Below are 16,520 nucleotides of genomic sequence, written 5' to 3' on the forward strand. Positions count from 1 at the left end.
GTGCCAGCCTGGGCCGGCGCCTGGGCAGCGGCTGCCGGCGCTTCCGGTTCCTTGAACCTGGCGCCCGACTGGTTGGCCATATAGACCACGGCGCGGGCGACTTCGACGTCGTCGAGGTCGGGATTGCCGCCCTTGGCCGGCATGGCGCGGATGCCCTGCACGGCATGCTGGACGAGGGTATCGTAACCTTGCGCGATGCGGGCGCTCCAGGCACCGGCATCACCGGCCTTCGGCGCGCCGGCGGCACCCGAGCCATGGCAGGCGACGCACACGGCGTTATACACGGCCTGGCCCGACTGCAACACCTTGGGCGCATTCACATCCTTGAACGCAAACCCTTCCTCGGCCACCGGACGCACGCGCGCGGCGACGGCCTGCGCACTCTGGCTCTCGGACCCGGCGCCACCGAGGGGCTTGTTGGTGGCAAAGATCACCAGCAGGATGATGCCGAGAACAATAATCAGGAAAAAACCAGCGACTGCGATGACGAGTTGCTTGGGAGTCCGGATGAAGGATTGGTGTTGGTTGTGCGCGTCGCTCATGATTTCCTTAATACAAATTAAAAAAACCTGCTTCTGCCCTACGGAAATGCTTATCCAAATGCAATGCCGCCGGGCGATTATAGACGCAAAGAGTTTTAATGGAAACGCAATTTCCGGCCGTGTCGGCCGGTTCCCATAGACGAGGCCCGGGAAAGTCTGTATCCTTCGCATCACTTCGACCAGCGCGGCTGTAGCTCAGTGGATAGAGTATTGGCCTCCGAAGCCAAGGGTCGTGGGTTCGATCCCCGCCAGCCGCGCCATCAAATCAAAGACTTAGGAACGGTTTTCGGAAGTCCAGCCGGAAAGCCCTCACCGTGAAACCTGTCGTGTACCCACTGTGTACCCCATTTTGGTCAACAGGGCGGGTACGCGCAGTCCGTTTTCTTCCATCTTTGGCCTATGTGCCGGGCATCACGGGCACCTGTCCGGCTCTCCCACGGGTGACACTTTGCGTTTCGTTTTCCCAGCACGACGTTGATCTTTTATCCGCTCGTCCAACCGCCTATCCAAGCCCAGGCCGCTCGCCTTCACCATCTCGGCTGTCGGGCGCGCCACCAAGGCATATTCTTGCCCAGCCGTGACTGATGGGCTAAACAGTTGTCATTGTGGTATATCCAGATAGAATGAGAACGCTTTGAATACCTGCCGAGATAGCACGCATGTCATGCCGACGGATTAACTCGTCACTCTTGCTGTCATTGCGATTCCCTCGGTAATGGGGCAACTGCCCGCGTACCACCGCAACGGTCGATAACTGTAGCCATGCCGCTGGTACCTTGCTGTTCCGAATCGCTGGATTGCTTCAGGAACGTTGGGTCCTTGTTCATTTCTTAGTACGAATCGCGATGACAAAACCGCCACCAAACTGGGATGTATGGTTGAACATGCCCACGCTAACGACGCATCAGGCCGTGTGCCTGTCGTTCGGTCTCGACCCGTCCAAGGTGAGCGCCTATGACCGCCAGGGCAAGGTGTGGGGCTGGAGCGCGAATCACATGTTTTCGGCCATAAAAGGATTCGCTGATCGGCGAATGCTGCTGGCTGCGTGCTACCCCGGCGCGATTTCGCCTGTTGAATTGGCGCGGTGGGCACAGACGGTCAAATGGAACATCCCTCTGCAACTGGCCGCGCTCGCTCCAGTGCCCGCTCCGGTTTTCGAAGATGCGCCGGATACCGAAGTCGAATCCGCTCTTTGTTCTGTCATCGCGGCCGGCGAAAATGTGGGCGACCTCAAGAAGGAACTCGAAAAGGCGGGGTGCCGGTTCATATTGATGAATGGCGACGCGGTGTTGCACATCCAAGACGGTACGGTCACCGGGAAATTCGAGTTTCTGGACAATATGTATTCGGCGATTGTCGCCCTGTGCGGCAGCAACGGGCGAATCGCGCATTTGGTCAAGGCATCTAATTCGTCCGGGGGAGGGGCGCGCGGGTCGGCGATCGGTTCGTTGTCAGTATTGTCGGCACCGCCGCGTACTGTTGAAGGCCTCGCGGATCGGACGCAGCCGTTTCCGGCCGATGCCGTGGCGGGGCAACCTCATGAGGCCCCACGCAGGGGCATCACCTCGACCGGAAGATTCTCGCTCAGGGAGCCGAAGCGGGTAGATGCACTCACGGCTGTGATTTTTTCTGTATTAAAAGACGCACACGATGCGGGCGAGCCGTTGCCCAGCGCCCGCCGCGTCATGGACCTATGTCGCGCCAAGAATCCTGACGATATCACGGAGGTGACACACGATGAAATAAAATTCCTGAACGATGATGGCAAAATTGCAACGGCAAACGTGAAGGCGGTAAGGCAGCGAATAGAACGAATGACCGAGTGCTGACTGCAAGATCACAAAGCCCTATTTACTACGGCGGCTTGCTCGGCACTGTCTTCGAATCATGTAGGGTTCCGATCGCTCCGTCATTCATTTCGTCTACACCCTGTAAGAACCCGCGTGACCCGATAAAAACCCGCGTGGCCCGATAAAAACCCGCGTGGCCCGATAAGATTTTCAGGTCTTACCCGCACAAATAAAGTGGCCTCCAGAGCGAATCACGGTGATTCGTAATTCTTGGGAGGCACTTATGAATACGGGACAATTGGCCAAGGAGTTGGGGATCAAACCGCAGTCGATCCGTAAACGCTACTGCGAAACGGGCGCGTATTTCTGCCTGCGCCCCATCAAGCTGCCCAACCGCCGCCTGATGTGGCCCGCCGACTCCCTCGTTCAGTTGGGCATGGTGAAATAATGGGCAAGGACCAATCCCCCTTGTTCCCCGAACTGGTCGTCGAGGCGGCCGTCCCGAAGGCCAAAACCAGCGCCAAGTTCGCCGGGACCGAAAACCCGCGCTATTTGCGTGTTGTTCACGCCTTGTGGCGGGGTGCGCGCAGCCGCAAAGAAATCGACCAAATCGCCGGCGCCGCGAATGGCCCGCAAATCATCGCCAGCCTGCGCGCCCTCGGCTTGACGCTGCCGTGCCGCCTCGTTCCGGGTATCGACCGTGATGGTCATCCCATCCGTTTCGGCGTGTACGAAATGGATAAGGCGGACCGCGTGAAAGTCGCCTGCTGGGGTATTCAACGCGAGCGCAAGGCGCGCGGGGCTGCGCTTGAAAAATAACCTCATTTTCTGCGGCTCCCTGGCGGAGGCATTCGCCAGGGCGTCGCTGCCGTTTCCGGGAGAGGTCATGGTGCCGGGCAAGCTCGTGCGCTTTCCGACGTCGGACAAGGTGCGCGACCGTGCCGGCTGGTGCAAGCTGTTCGACGATGGCTGCGGCGCGGTGTTCGGCTGCCACCGTGACGGCACGAGCTTTACTTGGCAGCAGCGCGACGCTGACGCACAGCCGCCAACCGAAGCGGAACAATACCGTGCACGACTGGTCGCCGCGCGTGCTCGTCAGCAGGCGGAGCGTGAGCTCGCTGCCGATCATGCCGCTGCCGCCGAGACGGCCGTGCTTATCCTGAAGGCCAGCATGGAACTCGACCCCTCGCAGGCCTATGTCGTTCGTAAGGGTATTGTCCCGTACGGCGCGCGCCAAAGCGCGGACGGCGCAATCGTACTGCCGTTGTCCGGTCCCGACGGCGCGCTGCAAACCTTGCAGTTCATCCGCCCTGACGGGCAAAAGCGTTTCCTGCCCAAGGGAAAAACGGCTGCGGGTCGTCTGTTCCTCGGTTGCCCGTCCGATGGCGTGCCAATGACGTTGGTCGAGGGCTGGGCAACCGGGTGCAGCGCCCATGAAGCCAGCGGCGGCGTCGTCGTTGTGTGCTTTTCCGGCGCCAACATGGACGATGTCGCCACCGACCTGCGTCGTCAGTTCCCTAAATCGTCGCTGGTCATCGCGGGCGATTTGGACGCACATGGCAAGGGACGTGACTATGCGCAGGCTGCGGCAAGCGCCGGCGCCCCCGCGGCTGTGCTGCTGCCCGCGTTCGCCGATGGCCGCGACCATGGCGACTTCAACGACCTCGCCCAAGCGGAGGGGCTTGATTCCGTGCGCCGGCAACTGGCCGCTGCGGGAGATGCGCTCGGTTCTGCGGTCACGCTGTTCTCGGTGCCGGCCCTGCCGACTTGCGATGTCCGGGACGGCACCACCGATTCGCGCCCACTGACCGAATACGGGAACGCGCAACGCCTTTTCGATGCCCACGGCGACAAACTTCACTATGTGTATGACGCGGACTCGTGGATTTGCTGGCACGGCGGCGCATGGAAGTGGGACGACGGTTCCGGCGTGCGTTCGCTCTCCGCGAACCTGGCCGGGAAAATCTACAGCGAGGGCAGCAGGCATTTGACCGACGCCGAACATTTCGGGCGTTGGGCGCGCAAAAGCCAGGAGCAGCGCGTCATCAACGCCGTGGTTGGCTTGCTGTCCGACTTCCCGAGCATCCGCTTACCCCACGCCTGCCTCGACGCCGACCCTCTCATCGTTGGGCTGGACGGGGCGAAACAGGTAATCGCGCTGCACACGGGTGCTCAAAGGCCCGCCACGTTATCCGACTACGTCACCAAGACGCTGGGCGTCGCCAGCATCGGCGACGCGGCCAAGGCGGTACGCTGGCTCCAGTTCTTGGACCAAGTGTTCGAAGGTGACATCGAGATGCTGGACTGGTTGCAGCGTTTTTGCGGGTACCTGCTGACCGGATCGACGCAAGAGCAGGTCTTCCTGTTCTGCTTCGGGCTGGGCGCCAACGGTAAAAGTGTATTTATCGAGGTGCTGAAACACGTCATGGGCGATTACGGGCGCGCCATCGCGTCTGAAACGCTGAGCGAGTCGAGGCGTCAGGCCGGCGGAGCCACGCCCGATTTAGCGGCGCTCATCGGCGCGCGGCTCGTGGTGTCATCCGAAACAGAGGACAACGCGGCGCTGGCCGAGTCGCTGGTCAAGAGTCTCGTTTCCGGCGACAGCATGGCGGTGCGGCGCCTGTACGCAGCGCCGATGCAGTTCACGCCCTGTCTCAAGTTGGTGATGGCTGGGAACCACAAGCCGATCGTGAAAGGGAACGACCACGGCATCTGGCGCCGTGTGCGCCTGGTGCCGTTTAACCGGACGTTCGCGCCGGATGAGCGCGACCCGCGCTTACTCGACAAGCTCAAAGCGGAAGCACCACACATCCTCGCATGGATGGTCGCGGGTTGCATGGAGTGGCAGCGACGCGGGTTGGCCGATACCCCGGCGGTGATTCGTCAGGCGACCGATGCCTATCAAGTGGACCAGGATTTGACGGGCCGCTGGCTCGACGAGTGCACGACGCCGAGTAAGTACGGCGAGACGTCGTCCGGCGACCTGTATGCAAGCTACAAGGGCTGGTGCGTTGAGAACGGTCTGCACCCGGCCAGCTCGGTGGCGCTCGGTCGCCGCATCAGCGAACGCGGTTACGTCCAAAGGAAATCGCACGGTAAGCGCATCTGGTGCGGCTTGCGGCTGACCAGCAAATCCTATGTTGATGCTGGCGCGTACGCGCGCCTCAAAGGTATATAGCGCGGGAGAAAAAGAAAATATCAGTGGACCGGGAGCGCATGGGGCGTTTGACGGCTGTTTTTCGGAAACATACTCATGCTTTGCTTGTTGGGAGAAGTTTTGGAAATACGTGAAAAAGTGCCCCGACCGCCCCGCTGTTTTTCAGCGCAGTTTCAACTTTTCGAGGTAACAACGTGACCCGCAATGCTACCGTATGGCAAGTAGTTGACGCTAACGCGCCTGCGATGAGCACCGTCCAGAACGGCCGCGTGACGAAAAAGAAAAGGATGAGGCGGGGCGAATCGTTGACTTCGCCGCGTCGCATCAGGGCCGTGATGGAAAGGCAGTTGCCCGCCTTGGAATACCGCAGGCTCGGCTACACCTACGCGCAGATCGCCGAGGCGCTTGGTTACGGTAGCGCGCAGGCCGCCTATAAAGCGGTCGCGGCGGCCTTGAAGCGCGTCGTCCGCGCGCCTGGCGAGGACGTATTTTTGCTGGAGCTAGAACGGGTTGATGCGCTGTTCGTCCGACCTTATCAGGATGCGCTTGCCGGCGACCTGATGGCGCTGTCGGCCTGCCTGGCCATCATGGAAAGGAAATGCCGGATGCTCGGACTGGATGCGCCGGTCAAATCGGAGTGGGTGCACGCTGAACGGTAAAGGTACCAGGCCGGTGATGGCCCGGCGAGGTTAGGACTTCGCTGCAAACTCAGTAGTTAAACCTTCAGAAGCGACGAACAGCTAGCGTCTTGCGCTCTTTATGTAGCAGGGCGAGACGCCGAGCTGTTTAGCAGCGGCTTTAACACTGACCGCCCTGGCGGCGGCGGCACGCCATCGACCAACTGGACGGTTCGCGCAAAGCAGGCCGCGCTTGGGGGCTGGCGTCGCAGCCAACGGCCAACGGCGGTTGTCGCCGACCCCCATCCACGCTGCCGCGTGACAGGAATTATGCCGTGGTCGTCATCCCGTCCAGCAGCCGCATCAGGTCCGGCGGCTGACGCACGAGGTGGTAGCTCCACCGCCCGAACCGGCCGTCGTTGTTCACGGCGTTGCACCAGCGATGCGCAGCGCTGGCTTTGACTTCGGCGTCGCCAAGCTGGCCCTTGATTTCGATAATGGCGCGCTCGCCGCTTACCAGCTCGACAATGAAGTCCGGTAGGTAGCGGCGCCGCACGCCATCCTTGCGGTACGGCACGACGAATCCAAGGTGGTCGTTCTTGACCCAGCGGAGAACAGCATCATGGGCGTCCAACGCTGTCGCGGCCGACTGTTCCCAGGTCTTGGTGTCGGCCACCATCGCATTTAGGTGGCACTTCTGCACAGGCCAGGGCTGGCGCCCGGTGAAAAACTCGACATGTCGCGTCGAGCGCTCGCCGGCTGGCCCCGGGGTGATGATGGGCCGCTCCTGGTTCTGCCCGCTCTCGTCCACCGGCTGCAGGGCATCGAACAGAATACCCACTGCACGCTGGAAGTATGGGTTGAGCGCCACATCTTGCCCTGCGCGGTTGCCCTTGCAATCCAGCTTGTTCGCCAGGAAGTGCTGCGCGTAAGTCAGCAACTGAGGGAACAGGCGGTGCATCGGGATGGTGTCGCCCTGCTCCTGCTGCCAGTGCTGAGCCACCACCTTGGCCAACGTGAAGGCCACCTGCTGCACACGCACCCGCATGCGCCAGGCATCCAGCGTCACGACGGCGGCGGCACCAGGACCATAGGCCGCGAGCGCGCCGTCCTGCGTGGTTAGCCCTTTCATCAGCACTGTGTCGGGCACGTCCATCGGGTCAAGCACCAGCGTCGGCACCTTGGCCCAATCGACCGACAGACGGGTAATGCCGGGGTCTGTGTAGCCCTCCACCACAGGGAAGTTGATTTCGTACTGGGCCTTTGCAGGCACGGCATAAATCTGGTTGGCTGGCGGCGTCGGCGGCTGGTGGGTACCGCCCTCCACTTTGAACGGGATGAGTTCGAAGGGCACGCCGAAGACCTTAGCCGTCTCCTCACGGAAGAAGCCCGTAGCCTCATCCACCGCATAGGACGTGCGCCGCAGCGCGCGCCCGACCACCTGCTCACACAGCAGTTGCGAGCCGAAGGGCCGCAGGCCGACGACGTGCGTCACCGTCGTGGCATCCCATCCCTCGGACAGCATCGCCACGCTGATGATGCAGCGCACGTCGCGACCCGGCGGCACGCTGGCGTCGGTGGTCACGAGGCCGTTGTCGTCTTCCAGCGCCTTGTGGTTGTGCTTGTCCACGAGGGCCGCGTATTCCTCGGGCACCTTGCCGCCGGGCCAGGCGGTCTTGCCGATGGTCTCCAGCACGAAGCGCAGGCGCCGCGCTTCGTCGTTCTTGCCACCGCCCTCCGCGATGTCCTCGGCCACCTTGCTATCGACGCGTACCGTCCATTCCCGGCCGGGCGCATTGCGGAATTGCTCGGGGGCTGCGCCATAGTCGCTCTTGCCATTGGCGAGCCAGTCGAACAACTCCTTCGCCAGTGACGTGTCGCGGCACACGATGATGAACACCGGCGGCACGTTGCTCTTGCGGTGCCCCGCCTGGTATTGCGTCTGCCACTCTGCGGCCGTCTTACGCCACTCGTCGGCAAGCTGGGTGATGGGCTGGGTCGCGTAGCGCATCAGCACGTCAGGCGTGAGCTTGCCGCTCACGCCGTCCTTTTCAGCAATCTGCTGCACCCAGCGCCACACGTTGAAGTAGGCCGGCGTCTCGGTACCGCCGATGTCCTGCGTTGGCAGTTGCGGAATCTTCACCAGTCCGGCTTCGATGGCCTCCAGCAGGCTGAAGTCGCTCACCACCCATGGGAAAGGCTTGCCAACCTCGTTGCCGCTGCCCTGGATGAAGAACGGCGTGGCTGACAAGTCCACGCAAAGACGGATGCCGCTGCTGCGTCCGCCCAGCGCCTTGTTGATACGGTCCAACCCTTCGACCCACACTGTGGCTTCGCGGGCATCGATCTCGGCCGTTTCCTCGTCCACCGCGAACACGTCGTCGGCATCGAGCTTGCCACGCCGGTAGGCATGGTGCGCCTCATCGTTCATCACGAGGATGGCCGAACTGCGGCCCTTGCGATTGCCCAGCACGCGGCGCAGGAACGCGGTGTCGCTCTCGTAGTAGCGCACCTCCTTGACCTCGAAGCCGACCAGGTTGCCCTTGGCATCGCGCAGCTCGCGCAGGATGTTGAAGGCACCTGTCAGTGCCTGCTGCCGGATGTCAGCCTCGGTCAGCTCGTCGCGCCCACCGAGCTTCACGGAACGCATCTTCTCGACCGGCACGCCACGTTTGACCACCTTGGCCGTGGTGCCGTTCACGTCGGACAGCTCGCGCCGTTCGAGGTTGTGCCAGTTGGTGATGAAGACCTCGCCACGCCGGAGGTCGGGCATGCGGTGTAGCGGCACCAGTTGCCGCGTGCGGTACAGGCTCAACTCGTCGAGGTTGGGGTCCAGCTCGCGCAGGCGGTCGCGGATGGTCACGTTCGGGCAGACGATGAGCACCGTGTCAGAGTAGGCCGCTGCCTGCGGCTGCGCCACCTTGTTGAGAATAGACCAGGCCGACAGCATACCCATGACGGTGGTCTTGCCGCTGCCGGTCGCCATCTTCAGCGCATAACGCAGGAACGCCTTGTAGCCCTCTGCCTTGGCGTCCTCGCCTGGTTCGTCGCCGGGCACCTTGACACCTTGCTTCAGGTCATCAGGCCCTTCGACCAGGAACAGCACCGTCTCGACCGCTTCGAGTTGGGCAAAGAACAGCCGCTGCGCACGGTCGGGAGAGCGCCACAGTTCCAGCAGTTCGCGCGTGACCTTGGTCGCCCCGGCGTAATCGCGTGCGCGCCAGTCCTTCAGTCGCTGGCGAATCAGGTTCGCCAGGTCCAACAAGTATTCCTCGCCCCTGGAGGCGTCATCCAGCAGCGACTGCTGGCCCTTGGCTTTGCGCCCACGCGCCGCGCGCTCGGGCACGCGGAAGAAGTACGAGGCCAAGCGCCGGCTTGGCCGCTTCTCCGGCTGCCTCGCCGCCTCGATGTGCCAGTGATGTGCCGGCTCGTCGTAGGGCGAGTTGATGATGGGAGCTTCGACGGCGTTGATTTGGTTCATCGCGGCTTCCTCACCTTCAACACGCAGCAGCGCTCAGACATCAAGCTCATGTCCTTGCTGAGCCCCGTCTGCACCAGGTGCATGCCGATAAGCGAAAGGGCGCGCTCATCCTGCAAATCACTCGGGAAGTGGTCATCGGTCGTCTCGACCTGGCGGAACGCCAGGGCTCCACAAAGTGCGTCTTCTTCGTGATGCGACACGCCTGCTACGGCGTCAATCGGGACCGAGACTCCTGCCCGGCTCGTAATGAACGCCTCCCAAAAGAACAGCTTGCATTGACCGGAAGCGAACTCACGCCATCGTGTGGTTCCGGTTGCATTTGCATTCAATCCGGCCAGTTTCGACAGAATCCAGTTGACCTGTACAAGGCCCGTCGCCAAAACCGAAGCTCCCGGGCCGCCGCACCAATTCAAACCCTGTTCTCCGAGGCGGCAATCCGTCATTGCCGCCGCATCCTCGCGCTTGGGCACGTAAAGGGGGCACTCGAAGCCAACGGCAACCGACCTCCGAGCCTGCACGTGCGCGGCCAGCGCGTCAACAAACTGTCCCAGGTCGCGTCCCGTTCTCTGGGTACCCTGATACAACACGGCCCACCCCACGTTTCCCTTCTTGGGCGAGCCGACATCGACACAGGCAATGACGGTCGGTTGAAAGAGTTCGCCCGTCATGCCTTCACCTCCAACACCCGCATCAGCTCGTTGCCGCGGTCGTCGATGACCTTCACGGCCACGCGCTGCCTCGACCCCACCGCGAAGGGCTCGCTAACGGTGCCGGCAAGGTGCGACCACACCGACGGGTCGAACTCGGCCTTCAGGGACTTCTGCAGATTGTCCCACGCGGCGGTCTTGGGGAAGAACACCTGAGTGGCGTAGAAGCTCAGACCGTCATAGTCAGTGTCCAGCATCCACGCGGGCATGTTCTGGCCCTCAATGGCCTCCTGCTCCATCGTCGCCGGGTTGAAGATGTCCAGCCCCAGAAGTTCGACCTCGTACAGCGCGGCGCCGTCGTCATTCTTCTTGCCCGATTTTCGCAGCACAGCATCGGGCAGGCCGGTGACGGAGAAAATTTCGCTGGCCCGGCTGGTCTTCAGCAGGTCCGACATCGCCACGTCGGGCGTAACGGTGACATAGGTGCAGGGCACGCGCAGCTTTGCCCGGTCTTCCAGCAACTCGCGCGCCTTGGCCTGAATGGCGAACCCGAAGAAGTAAAGGCTAGGGAACTTCAGGAAGTAGGCTTCGCGTGCCGCCTCAAACACGACATCAGACGAGATGGCGCCGTCCTCCGGGCCGAAGACAATGGCGATGCGAGAACCCTCGCTATCCGTTCCCTCGGCATGCAGCACGTCGCTGTCGTTCATACGACGGATGTCAGCCAGCACCAGTTCCCGATTTCCTGGCAGGCGCAATGTCTTGGACTGGCGCAGCACCTGGGTCATGCGCTCGATGTGGGTTGCGGGGTCGCCGTAGCGAGCGACGGGTTCGGCCACGGCCCGCGGCAGGCCGCCGTTTGCACCATCGGCCGCGCCGATGGCATCGTCCAGCGACTGCGGGGCACCAGTCGGCGCCGCTCCGGCAGGCTCTTCGTCCATCACTTGGGCTGGCGCAATGGTGGCCTCGACCACAAATGGCCCGGCCACGCGCACCACGCCGCTGTTCACCTCGGGGCGGTCCACGAGCATTTCGGTGGCCGGCGCCTCATCGTTAGCGATGGACTTCAGCGTGATGTGCGGCACCAGCCCGCCGACCTCTTCACCCTTTCGGTTCTGGCGGCGCTTGTATTCGAAGCCGCCCACCGGGCCGGCCTGCGGATTTTTCAGCTCGTAGTACGGATAAGTTGCCGTCAGCAGGCGCTGCCGGGCTAATGCAAGCGGCACACGCGACGTGTCGCAGGTAATCCAGCGCCGCCCCCATTGCTCGGCCACAAATGCGGTTGTTCCTGAACCGCAGGTGGTATCCAAGACCAAATCACCGGGGTCCGAGCACATAAGCATGCATCGCTCAATGAACTTCTCAGCAGTCTGGACAACGTATAACTTCGCCTTTGCAGCAGGCTTGTCAGTCCAACAGTTATCAAACTGCTGCCAAGCGAAGTCTGTCTGATAGCTCTTGAAGTATGGGTCTTTCCCCAAAACGAATAGCCGCTTGCGCTCCTTCAGTCGCTCAATACCAGGAGGGTTTGTTGACCAGCTTTTGCCACCAGCGGGGAAAAAGGTTTTCCCATTCAATTCAAACTGAAAAGTGCAACTTTCCGTGAAACCCGAAGAAGTTAGGTTTCGCCTGCGGAAGACGCCAGAATGGTCGTTGAGGGCTTCAAACTCATCTTCGCTCAGAATCCTGTAGCCTAGCGGCTGACTCGCATCGTCGATGTACTTGTATTCGCGGTCRCCACTGATGTCGCGAGGCTTGAAGATGGGACGATATTTTTGCCTCGTCGCATCTTTCGAATACCAAAGAATGTAGTCGTAGACACGCGCGAGGCCTTTTTGACCTAGTGGATCAGCGGCCTTGAACGCAATTTGCGCTGAGAAGTTGCTTTCGCCAAAAATTTCATCGAGTATTTCTCGAACATGATGGATATTTTCGTCAGCAATTTGAACGAAAATACTTCCAGTTTCATGTAGCAATTCCTTCGCAAGTAGGAGCCGGTCTCGCATGTATGTCAGGTACGAGTGTAGTCCTAATTCCCAGGTATCTCGGTACGCCTTAACCATYTCTGGCTCGCGAGTCATATCGCCATCGCCGCCATGTTTTACATCGCGGCGCCGAATGAACGGCTGAAAATTCGACCCGAACTTCACCCCATATGGCGGGTCCATATAAACCATCTGAACCTGACCGCCCAGACCCTCGAACTCCAACAGCGAGTTCATAATTTGAAGGCTGTCGCCGAGAATCATCCGGTTCTGCCACGGCCCCTTGTGCTCGTAGGCGTCGAGCTTGTCGGTCACGTCGAGACCGCTATCGCCGAACAGGTCGAGCGTCGTTCCCTTGGCCTTACGATTTTTGATGCCGTCAAGGATAGCCTTGGTGGAGTGTCGCTCGTGCACGAACAACGGGATGGTCGGTAACTCAATTTGGTGGCGCTCGGCCTTGCCGGCCCAATTCAAGAAGGGCTGTGACAACGCCTTTAGTATGTCCGCTGCATTCTTCAGCGATTGCACCTGAACGCCGCCACTTGCCCAGCGCTGCGGCTCGGCGAAGACGGCCGCCTCACCCTCGACGGCACATCGCTGCACAAGGCCGATGAGCCACTCGGCGAGTTCGCGGTCGCTGTTTTCGTCCCAGCTAAGGGCGGGGTCGAGGCTGCTGTCGTAGCGGTAGGTGCGCGGTGGCTTGCGACCCGTGAACTGGTCCTGCACGCCGACGTCAGGCCGCTGCGTGGCTTCCTGGCTGTGATGGTAATCGGTGGTTTGCAAAGTGGCAGCGGATTTCGCGGTGCGACGAGTGGCCAAGCTTCCTCCAATAACTGCTAGTTCTGTTGATAATTTGCACAATTCTACCAGCGGAACTACATCATTTAACGAAAAGAAACAGCGTAGCATGGGCAAATCGGTGGCTTGCCGAGCCGGTGTGAAGCCCGAGGCAGGCGTCGCTCGGCGCTGTTTTTGCGCTACGCGGTAAGAAGTGGCAAGACCAGTCCACTTGCTGACAACCGGCAACCGGGCTGGATGGGGATGCGGGGCGGTTTCGCCGAGCGAGCCGAGGGCACCTGGAGGCGGTTTCTGCTGGGGCGAAACCTCGTCCGGCTGGACTCGTCGATATACGACTTGAGTAACGCTAAGGCGCGTATKTAGGGTGCGGCGTGCGGCCCGCAAGCCGCCGTGGGCGGCCGCATCACCGATGGGCGCGTCGGCGCGTTATTACATGAGGGGCTGCACAAGAAGGTGACCACGGCACGCCTGATACGAACGCCTGGCGCAGTCACGCGCCGGCCGCGAGACGCAGGCCCGGCGCAACCGGCGTAAACTCGACAAGGGCCTGCTCCAGAATCCAAGATTCGATCAGGTCATGCCACTTGCGCAGCAAGTCGAGGGGGCGACGACGGTAATGTTTTTCTGCCAGTGCGCTCGGCTTGTGTCCCATGATCTGGGCAGAAATTCCGCTCGGCATTTCCACCCACTCGCACAGCGTTCCGAACGAGCGGCGCAGGCCATGTAGCGATACGTGTGGCAATCCCGCTGCTACCAGTGCTTTGGTGTGTGCCAGCCGGGGTTCAGCCAGTCGGCCGTTCGCGGCGGTTGGGCTGCTGAAGACCCAGTCATTTCGTCGGGGCAGTGAGTTGAGCAGAACCGAAAGATAGGGCGTTAGCGGGATTACCCGGAAGCCTTCGACCTTGTCCTTCAGGGTCAGGCTGCGCCATTTGAAATCGACATCGGACCAACGCACCGACGCCATCTCTTCGCGTCGCGCTCCGGTAATCAGCAGGGCCTGAAGATAGACCCTGATGACAGGGTTCGAGATTTGTGCCACCGCCCGGAACCAGTCGGCTAATTGTTCCCGTTGCAGGCAGTCGCCTTCCTTGGTTTTGCTGCGCGGGACGACATCCTTGACTTGATCGGCGATGCAGCACTCTGCCTGGACCACATTCTGAAACTGCGGCTGGTTGGTACACCAGCGGATAAACGTCCTGAACTTGCGATAGGCGTTCAGGGCGAACGTCGGGCGAGTCGCGCACTCCGCAACAAGCCATTCCTGGACTACGGATGCCGTGATCGAGTGCAGCGGTTTGCTGAGCAACGGGGCGAGCGGTCCTGGCTTGGTGGACCCCGCCCCTTTCTTCGTAGGACTGCCCCCGGCGCTCGCGGCGATTGAATGATCGGCACGGTGTTGGTCGCCCCATCTGGGGTGCGGAGCGGCGATATAAGCGTCCCACGCAGTTCGAGCGATCAGTTCGCGCTTCGCCGTTTCCGCCGCCCGTTCCTGTTCATGAATGGCGCGCTGCGCCTCCTTCGCGGCATGTTCGGCTTCCCGCGCGGCATGGGCCTCGGCCTTCACACGGCGTGGGTCCAGCCCGTTATCGATCAGCACCCGCAAGCGGGCAGATTCGGCGCGCGCTGCCGTTATATCCCATGCGGCAGGGTCGCCAATCGTGACTCGTATCACTTCGCCCCGCAGTTTCGCCTGGAATATGAAAGCCTTTGCCCCAGCAGGGGTGGCGCGCAGACCAAGGCCAGGGACGACGGCGTCCCAAAGGAACGAGGGCGATTTACTCCCCGCGGTGCAGTTGAAGGTTTCAACACGCCCTGCCGTGAACTTCACCTTTGCCATAGCCATCCACCATTATTAGTCTCATGTACTCCGCGTGTACCCCGTTACAGGGAACATCGATAAATGTAAACGAACCTGGGTGGAATGGCAAATTCTTTCTAAGTTGCTGAATATACGATCTATTTTGTTGTTCTGGTCTGCCGGGCTGAAGCATGAATTTGACGAGTTGTCTGGCCTCCGAAGCCAAGGGTCGTGGGTTCGATCCCCGCCAGCCGCGCCATCTAWTCAAACACTTAGCGACATAGCTCTTCTTGAGAGAAGTCGCTGGGTTACGCCGGGGTTACTTCAACCTACTTCGCCCGCTGTTTTTGGTGCGATTGCCGCCCGAAGATGCTAATGTTTCGTCTTAGCAAACTGATTTCAGTAAACTTTGGGGCACCACATGTATTACCAAGGCTTGTCGTCGTTCATCTGGTCCGTGGCAGATCTTTTGCGCGGCGGCGACTACAGGCAAAGTGAATACGGCGAAGTCATCCTTCCTTTCACCGTTCTGCTCCCTGATCCCTTACTGCTGCGCACGGCAGGCCAAAGCTTTTACGGGGAGCACCACCATGGATGAGCAAGCGCTGCGTGATTTTCTACGCCAAAGCTTTCCCAAGGAGGACGCAAGCTGCGAGTGGAAGGAGTTCAAGAACCTGACTCATGCCGTGAGCGGGCACAAGGGCGAGGACATTGCCAGCTACGTCTCGGCCATTGCGAATATGGAGGGCGGGCATTTGCTGATCGGCGTCGAGGATGGCACGCTGAACATCGTCGGCATCGAGAATTTCGCTGGCTATACGCCAGACAATCTGGGCCCGCGCCTGCTCGGGCGCTGCCCCAACCTCGATGCCGAGGCGTTGCGGGCAGAGGCCTTCGTAACGGAAGACTCAGGCAAGACGGTATGGGTCTTGCACATCCCCCGACATCGGCCTCGCCTGCCAGTCTATGCCCATGACAAGGCCTGGCAGCGCCTGGCCGATCGCTTGGTCGAGATGCGTCCTGAAAGGCTAACGGCGATCCTGGATGAGCCTATTGAGTTGGTTGACTGGTCGGCCCAGGTGGTGCCGGCTGCCACCGTGGCCGATCTGGATGCCGGGGCGCTCGCGCTGGCAAGGCAGAAGTTCAAGGAGCGACACGCAACCGCACCATTCCTCGACCAAATCGACACATGGCCGGCGGAAGTGTTTCTGGACCGCGCCAAGCTGACAGCCAACGGTCAGATCACGCGCGCTGCGCTGTTGTTGCTGGGAGGGTCGTCGGCTGTCCACCTGCTGTCTCCGAATCCGGCACAAATTACTTGGAAGCTGGAAACAGAAGAACGCGCCTACGAGCATTTCGGCCCGCCCTTCCTACTGACGACCACGCAAGTCCTGCAGCGTATCCGCAACATCAAGCAGCGCCTGTTTCCAGCCAACCAACTGTTGGCAACCGAGGTGTTGAAATACGACACGCGGGTGATTTTGGAAGCCTTGCACAACTGCCTAGCGCACCAGGATTACACGCGGCAGGCTAGGGTGCTGCTGACCGAGAAGGTGGATCGCCTGATCTTCGAGAATGCGGGCGGCTTTTTCGAGGGAATGGCCGAGGAATACTTTACTGGCGAGCGCACGCCCAGTCGCTATCGCAACCCTTGGTTGGCCCAAGCTATGGTTCAGTTGGGCATGATCGACACCATGGGTTATGG

Annotated in this window: 11 protein-coding genes, 1 tRNA gene and 1 pseudogene; 8 read left to right on the forward strand and 5 right to left on the reverse strand. The window is 61.0% G+C overall.

Going from position 1 to position 16,520, the window contains the following annotated elements; genetic code table 11:
- Positions 1–542: c-type cytochrome (locus tag AC1DYX_RS16300; protein ID WP_477260599.1), on the reverse strand; the 542-nt coding region annotated here is incomplete at its 3' end.
- Positions 543–726: 184 nt separating this feature from the next.
- Here AC1DYX_RS16300 and AC1DYX_RS16305 point away from each other — a divergent pair.
- The 6 genes from AC1DYX_RS16305 to AC1DYX_RS16330 all read left to right on the forward strand — a co-directional run bounded on the left by AC1DYX_RS16305 (position 727) and on the right by AC1DYX_RS16330 (position 6,148).
- Positions 727–802, forward strand: a tRNA-Arg gene (locus tag AC1DYX_RS16305).
- 585 nt (positions 803–1,387) lie between these two features.
- On the forward strand, positions 1,388–2,371 hold the full coding sequence (locus AC1DYX_RS16310; RefSeq protein ID WP_477260601.1) for a hypothetical protein: 984 nt from the start codon (positions 1,388–1,390) through the stop codon (positions 2,369–2,371).
- Positions 2,372–2,615: 244 nt separating this feature from the next.
- On the forward strand, positions 2,616–2,780 hold the full coding sequence (locus tag AC1DYX_RS16315; RefSeq protein WP_477260603.1) for a DNA-binding protein: 165 nt from the start codon (positions 2,616–2,618) through the stop codon (positions 2,778–2,780).
- The gene (locus AC1DYX_RS16320; protein WP_477260606.1) at positions 2,780–3,151 is read left to right on the forward strand and encodes a hypothetical protein; all 372 of its coding nucleotides are present in this window, start codon (positions 2,780–2,782) and stop codon (positions 3,149–3,151) included. Before AC1DYX_RS16315 ends, AC1DYX_RS16320 begins: the two co-directional genes overlap by 1 nt.
- Positions 3,141–5,510, forward strand: a complete 2,370-nt coding sequence (locus tag AC1DYX_RS16325; RefSeq protein ID WP_477260608.1) for a phage/plasmid primase, P4 family — start codon at positions 3,141–3,143, stop codon at positions 5,508–5,510. Before AC1DYX_RS16320 ends, AC1DYX_RS16325 begins: the two co-directional genes overlap by 11 nt.
- A gap of 224 nt (positions 5,511–5,734) precedes the next feature.
- Positions 5,735–6,148, forward strand: coding sequence for a hypothetical protein (locus tag AC1DYX_RS16330; RefSeq protein ID WP_477260610.1), 414 nt, complete (start codon positions 5,735–5,737; stop codon positions 6,146–6,148).
- 286 nt (positions 6,149–6,434) lie between these two features.
- Here the strand turns inward: AC1DYX_RS16330 and AC1DYX_RS16335 are convergent, their stop codons facing one another.
- The 4 genes from AC1DYX_RS16335 to AC1DYX_RS16350 form a co-directional block, all read right to left on the reverse strand.
- On the reverse strand, positions 6,435–9,587 hold the full coding sequence (locus AC1DYX_RS16335; protein WP_477260612.1) for a BPTD_3080 family restriction endonuclease: 3,153 nt from the start codon (positions 9,585–9,587) through the stop codon (positions 6,435–6,437).
- The gene (locus AC1DYX_RS16340) at positions 9,584–10,255 is read right to left on the reverse strand and encodes a hypothetical protein (protein WP_477260614.1); all 672 of its coding nucleotides are present in this window, start codon (positions 10,253–10,255) and stop codon (positions 9,584–9,586) included. Before AC1DYX_RS16340 ends, AC1DYX_RS16335 begins: the two co-directional genes overlap by 4 nt.
- Positions 10,252–13,038, reverse strand: a complete 2,787-nt coding sequence (locus AC1DYX_RS16345; protein ID WP_477260616.1) for a site-specific DNA-methyltransferase — start codon at positions 13,036–13,038, stop codon at positions 10,252–10,254. Before AC1DYX_RS16345 ends, AC1DYX_RS16340 begins: the two co-directional genes overlap by 4 nt.
- Positions 13,039–13,507: 469 nt before the next feature.
- Positions 13,508–14,854: a tyrosine-type recombinase/integrase gene (locus AC1DYX_RS16350; RefSeq protein ID WP_477260618.1), complete on the reverse strand. Its 1,347-nt coding sequence runs from the start codon at positions 14,852–14,854 to the stop codon at positions 13,508–13,510.
- Between the two features lie 382 nt (positions 14,855–15,236).
- On the opposite strand from AC1DYX_RS16350, the pseudogene AC1DYX_RS16355 reads away from it, so the two are divergent.
- Both AC1DYX_RS16355 and AC1DYX_RS16360 read left to right on the forward strand, forming a co-directional pair.
- Positions 15,237–15,347: pseudogene (locus AC1DYX_RS16355) on the forward strand (type I restriction-modification system subunit M N-terminal domain-containing protein); the annotation flags it as partial.
- Between the two features lie 58 nt (positions 15,348–15,405).
- On the forward strand, positions 15,406–16,520 hold a 1,115-nt coding region (locus tag AC1DYX_RS16360; RefSeq protein ID WP_477260620.1), incomplete at its 3' end, for an RNA-binding domain-containing protein.

The sequence above is a fragment of the Massilia sp. P2_C2 genome, assembly GCF_056404615.1.